This is a genomic window from Streptomyces sp. CNQ329, from assembly GCF_000482585.1.
Map to the genome: position 1 here is coordinate 1 of NZ_AXVU01000101.1, position 4,564 is coordinate 4,564.

General features: G+C 70.9%; 5 protein-coding genes. All 5 read right to left on the bottom strand.

Translation table 11 applies throughout. The annotated features are described in order from the left end of the window. The coding region (metK, locus tag I003_RS0128860) for a methionine adenosyltransferase (RefSeq protein ID WP_027774639.1) at positions 1-858 on the bottom strand (858 nt) is incomplete at its 3' end. A gap of 203 nt (positions 859-1,061) precedes the next feature. Continuing rightward, on the bottom strand, positions 1,062-1,436 hold the full coding sequence (locus I003_RS0128865; RefSeq protein WP_027774640.1) for a DoxX family protein: 375 nt from the start codon (positions 1,434-1,436) through the stop codon (positions 1,062-1,064). Positions 1,437-1,605: 169 nt separating this feature from the next. After that, positions 1,606-2,229: an NAD(P)H:quinone oxidoreductase gene (gene wrbA, locus I003_RS0128870; protein ID WP_199784365.1), complete on the bottom strand. Its 624-nt coding sequence runs from the start codon at positions 2,227-2,229 to the stop codon at positions 1,606-1,608. Between the two features lie 91 nt (positions 2,230-2,320). Beyond that, entirely contained in the window at positions 2,321-3,316 is a 996-nt protein-coding gene (locus I003_RS0128875; RefSeq protein ID WP_027774642.1) for a class I SAM-dependent methyltransferase, read from the bottom strand. 687 nt (positions 3,317-4,003) lie between these two features. Further along, a partial coding sequence (locus I003_RS0128880) for a 3-oxoacyl-[acyl-carrier-protein] synthase III C-terminal domain-containing protein (RefSeq protein WP_027774643.1) occupies positions 4,004-4,564 on the bottom strand: 561 nt, incomplete at its 5' end.

Sequence of the window (4,564 nt, forward strand, 5' to 3'; positions counted from 1 at the left end):
GGAGAAGGCGCCGCCGCCGTGGCGGGCCATGCCGCCGTAGGTGTCGATGATGATCTTGCGGCCGGTCAGGCCGGCGTCGCCCATCGGGCCGCCGACTTCGAAGCGGCCGGTGGGGTTGACCAGCAGCCGGTGGTCGTCGGTCTCCAGTTTCATGCCGTCCTCGGCGAGTTGCGCCAGGACGGGCTCGACGACGTGCCGGCGGATGTCGGGGGTGAGCAGCCCGTCGAGGTCGACGTCGCCGGCGTGCTGGGAGGAGACGACGACGGTGTCCAGGCGGACGGGGCGGCTGCCCAGGTACTCGATGGTGACCTGGGTCTTGCCGTCGGGGCGCAGGTAGGGGGCCGTGCCGTTCTTGCGGACCTCGGTCAGGCGGCGCGCGAGGCGGTGGGCCAGCTCGATCGGCAGCGGCATCAGGGTGGGGGTCTCGTCGGAGGCGTAGCCGAACATCAGGCCCTGGTCGCCGGCGCCCTGGCGGTCCAGTTCGTCGTCCTGCTCGGCGCGGGAGGCGCCTTCGACGCGGGTTTCGTAGGCCGCGTCGACGCCCTGCGCGATGTCCGGGGACTGCGCGCCGATCGATACCGACACCCCGCAGGAGGCGCCGTCGAAGCCCTTGGCGGAGGAGTCGTAGCCGATCTCGAGGATCTTCTCGCGGACCAGGGTGGCGATGTCGGCGTAGACGGCGGTCGTCACCTCACCCGCGATGTGCACCTGGCCGGTGGTGATCAGGGTTTCGACCGCGACGCGGGATGCGGGGTCCTGGCGCAGCAGCGCGTCGAGGACGGTGTCGCTGATCTGGTCGGCGATCTTGTCGGGGTGTCCCTCGGTCACGGACTCCGAGGTGAACAGGCGACGTGACATGGCGCTCCAAGACAGGAAGGAGTGAGTACGCGGAGGCAAGGGACGTACGGCAGAGGGCTGCGCCGGGCGCGGCGGTCACGGCGCGCTCGTGGACCGGGCTGTACCGCCGGCGGGCCGGCGGCCGGTGGAGGTGACCGGCCCGCCGGCGGGGCTGAACGCTGAGGGGGGTTTCTGCGAAAAGGGCGGTGGTGCGGGGTGTCTTTTCAGAAGGAGTGCGGGCCGAAGCGGCCCCACGCGACGAAGACGGCGACGGCGAGCAGGACCACGGCCAGCACGATCGCCTGCTGTTCCTTGCGGCGGGCGTGGGTGAGGGCCGCCAGGGTCATCAGCACGGCCAGGCCGGTGGCGGCCACCGGCACCAGGACCGGTGCGATGTCGAGCACGGCGGGCAGGATCAGGCCCACCCCGGCCAGTACTTCCAGGGTGCCGATCATCCTGACGACGCCGCCGTCGTAGTCCTCGACCCAGTCCCAGCCGGAGGCGGCCAGCTTCTCCTTGGGCTGGGCCAGCTTCATGGCGCCGCCGGCCAGGAAGGCCGCCCCCAGCACCGAGGCGACGATCCACAACGTGATGTTCATGAGAGTTCTCCTCCAGGGCCCGGATCCCGCGGCGGCCCCCGCTTCCGGCGCGGGCAGAAAGACGCCGCCTGCGGCGCGCCGCGGAAGGCGGCGCAGGCGGCGGTGGTTCAGGCGGGCGCCCGCCCCGGAGAAAAGGGAACGGGGCGGGCCCGCCTGCAGTGGCGGTCCGTCAGGCGGAGCGGCCGGCCTTGAGGGCGGCGGCGGTGTCCGTGACGCGCCGGGCCTGGTGCCGGGCCGCCTGCAAGACGGCCTCGTCGGGGCCGGAACCGCCGGGGCCGATACCCGCGATGTGCGAGGTGCCGTAGGGGTTGCCCGTCTGGAACTGGATCGGGTCGGTGTAACCGGGCGGGACGATGATGCAGCCCCAGTGGTAGAAGGTGTTGCTCAGCGCCAGGATGGTCGATTCCTGGCCGCCGTGCGCGGTGCCGCTGGCGGTGAACGCCGAGACGACCTTGTTGGCGAGACCGCCCTGCTGCCACAGGCCGCCGGCGGTGTCGATGAACGCCTTGAGCTGGCTGGCCACGTTACCGAAGCGGGTCGGGGTGCCGAACAGCACCGCGTCCGCCCAGCCGAGGTCGTCCAAGGTGGCCTCGGCGACATCGGCGGTGGCCTCGACGTGCTGGGCCCAGGCCGGGTTGGAGTTGACCGCCTCCGGCGGCGCCAGCTCGCGGACCTTGCGCAGGCGCACGGTCGCGCCGGCCTTCTCCGCACCCTCCGCGGCGGCCTGCGCCAGCGTGTGCACGTTGCCGGTGGAGCTGTAGTAGATGATCGAGAGGTTCACGGGTGCCATGATCGGTTTCCTTCGCTAGCTGTTCATCTGACAGAGCCGAAGACAACGACTGCCTTGCGGTCGAGGGCGGTGCGGGACCGGGTTCCCGGGGCTGCTACCGGGCGAGGACCAGGGTGCCCGGGGGCGCGGAGTGGAAGCGGACCTCCCCGAAGCCGGCTTTGGTCAGCCACGCGTCGTAGTCGCTCCGCCGCCAGGTGCTGCCCTGTTTGCTCTTCAGCAACATCTCGGAGGCGAAGACCAGCGGGAAGGCCGGGCCGCTGCGGTCGTCGTCGACGACGTAGTCGTTGACGACCAGGGTGCCGCCGGGCTTGAGGGCCTGGCGGAGTCTGCTGAAGATCTCGACGTTGCTCTCCGGCCCTTCCTGGTGGGCGATGTGGGAGTACACCGCGACGTCGTACTTCGCGACGCCGAAGTCGGTGGTGTGGAAGTCACCGCTGATGCAGGTGAACCGGTCGGCCACGCCGCGCTCGGCCAGCAGCCGGCGGGCGACGGCGTTGATCGGCTCCCAGTCGAGCTGGGTCGAGCGGGCGGCCGGGTTGGCCTCCAGCCAGATGCCCGAGTAGATGCCCGACCCGCCGCCGACGTCGAGGATGGAGATCTCCCCGGCATCGGCGAGACCGAGTAACTCGGCGGCGAGCGTCGCGGCGGGAACCGACTGGGCCGCGATGGCCGTGACGATCCCCTCCCAGTGCGGGTTGTTGGCGACCTCCACCACGGGGTTGTCCACCGGCCCTCCGGCACGGACCACCTCGGCCAGGTCGGCCACGCTGCCCATGTGCGTGAGCTTGAGCCGGGCGAAACTGACAAGCGAGGCGGGCTTGCCCTCGACCAGGTAGGCGGACGCCTCGGCCGTGTTGCGGTACCGGGTCTGGTCCAGTTCGACCAGGCCCACGCTGACGAGCCCGTCGAGAAGGCTTTGCGCACCCCGCTCGGATATCCCGGCGCGGTCGGCCAGCTCGGAGGCGGTGCCGGCGCCGTTTTCGAGGTGGGTGAAGAGCGCGTGCCTGGCTGCGGCGGCGAGGATCCCGGTGGACCAGTAGCCGTTGATCAGCCGCATGATGCTGTCCGGGGACGTTTGGGTGTTCGTCATCTGCTGCCCCTCCTAGGGACCGTGGACGCCGAGTGGGTCTCACCGCGCTGCGCGGCGTCCACGACCCGCTCGACCTGGTGATCGCTGGATTCGGCGTGTATGGGGATGGCAGGCTGACGCCGGAGAAGGTCCACACAGACCCGGATCTTGTCCTGTACACGCCAAGATCAGCGCACAGAGATCTGCCCGGGTACCGTGTGTGCAGCCGATGTGCCCGTGGCCGCGCAGCCGCAGGGGCGGCGCGGCCGGCGTGGGACTGCCGGGCGTGGTGCGGTCGCCCGGCACGTAGGGCACCGTCAGCAGTTCCTCACCGGCGGGGAGTTCGCCATACTGCGTGGCGATGTCGCGCCGTTCGGCCGGACGTCGCAGAACTCACGGGCACGAGCGTGCCCGTGAGCCTTCGACACCGGATCCGGACGGGATGAGCGTGCAGGTCCTGGCCGCCGCGGGGACACACCGGCAGCTTTCTCCTGCCCGTCCGAGGCGCACTCACGACCAGCCTGCCTGCGGGCTTGGGGCGACCGGGCCCTCACCGGGCCCGAGCAGTGGCCGCTCCCCGGTCAAACCCGTTGCCGCGCCGGCCGTACCGGCCGGACCATCGCCGCCGATCACGCCGTCGAGATCACCAGACGAGCAGGATAAGAACCCTTCACTCATGTGCATCGCTTCCTTGCGTCGGTTCGGTACTCAGGCGATGGTCTGGGGAACGTCGGCCGCCCAGGTGCCGAGCGCCATCTCGGCGGTGATACCGGGGCCGAATCCGGCGATCATGCCGGTGGCGCCGGACGTGAGGGCGTCCTCCTCGAAGAGCCGGCGGGCGGCCTCGAGTACGACGGCGCTGGCGATGTTGCCGTACTCGTTGAGCGTCGACCAGCTGTGGCGGAACACGCCGCGGTCGACCTCGAGGAACTTGGCGAGGTCGTCCAGGATGCGCGGGCCGCCAGCGTGGATGATGTAGAAGTCGAGCTTGCCGGCGTCCCAGCTGTGGTCCTTGGCCAGCTCGCGCAGGACGGGGGCGAGCGGCTCCATGGTGCCGGGCACCCGGCGGTCGAGCTGGAAGTGGAAGCCGGTGTCGCGCACGTCGTAGGAGATCCACTCCTCGGTGTCGGGGATGAGGTAGGAGGCGTTGCGCTCCAGCTCGATGCCCACTCCCCCGGTTCCGCGGACCACGGCGGCGGCGACCGCGTCGCCGAACAGCCCGTCGGACAGCAGCGAGCCGATGTCGTCGGCGTCGGGCTGGTAGCACAG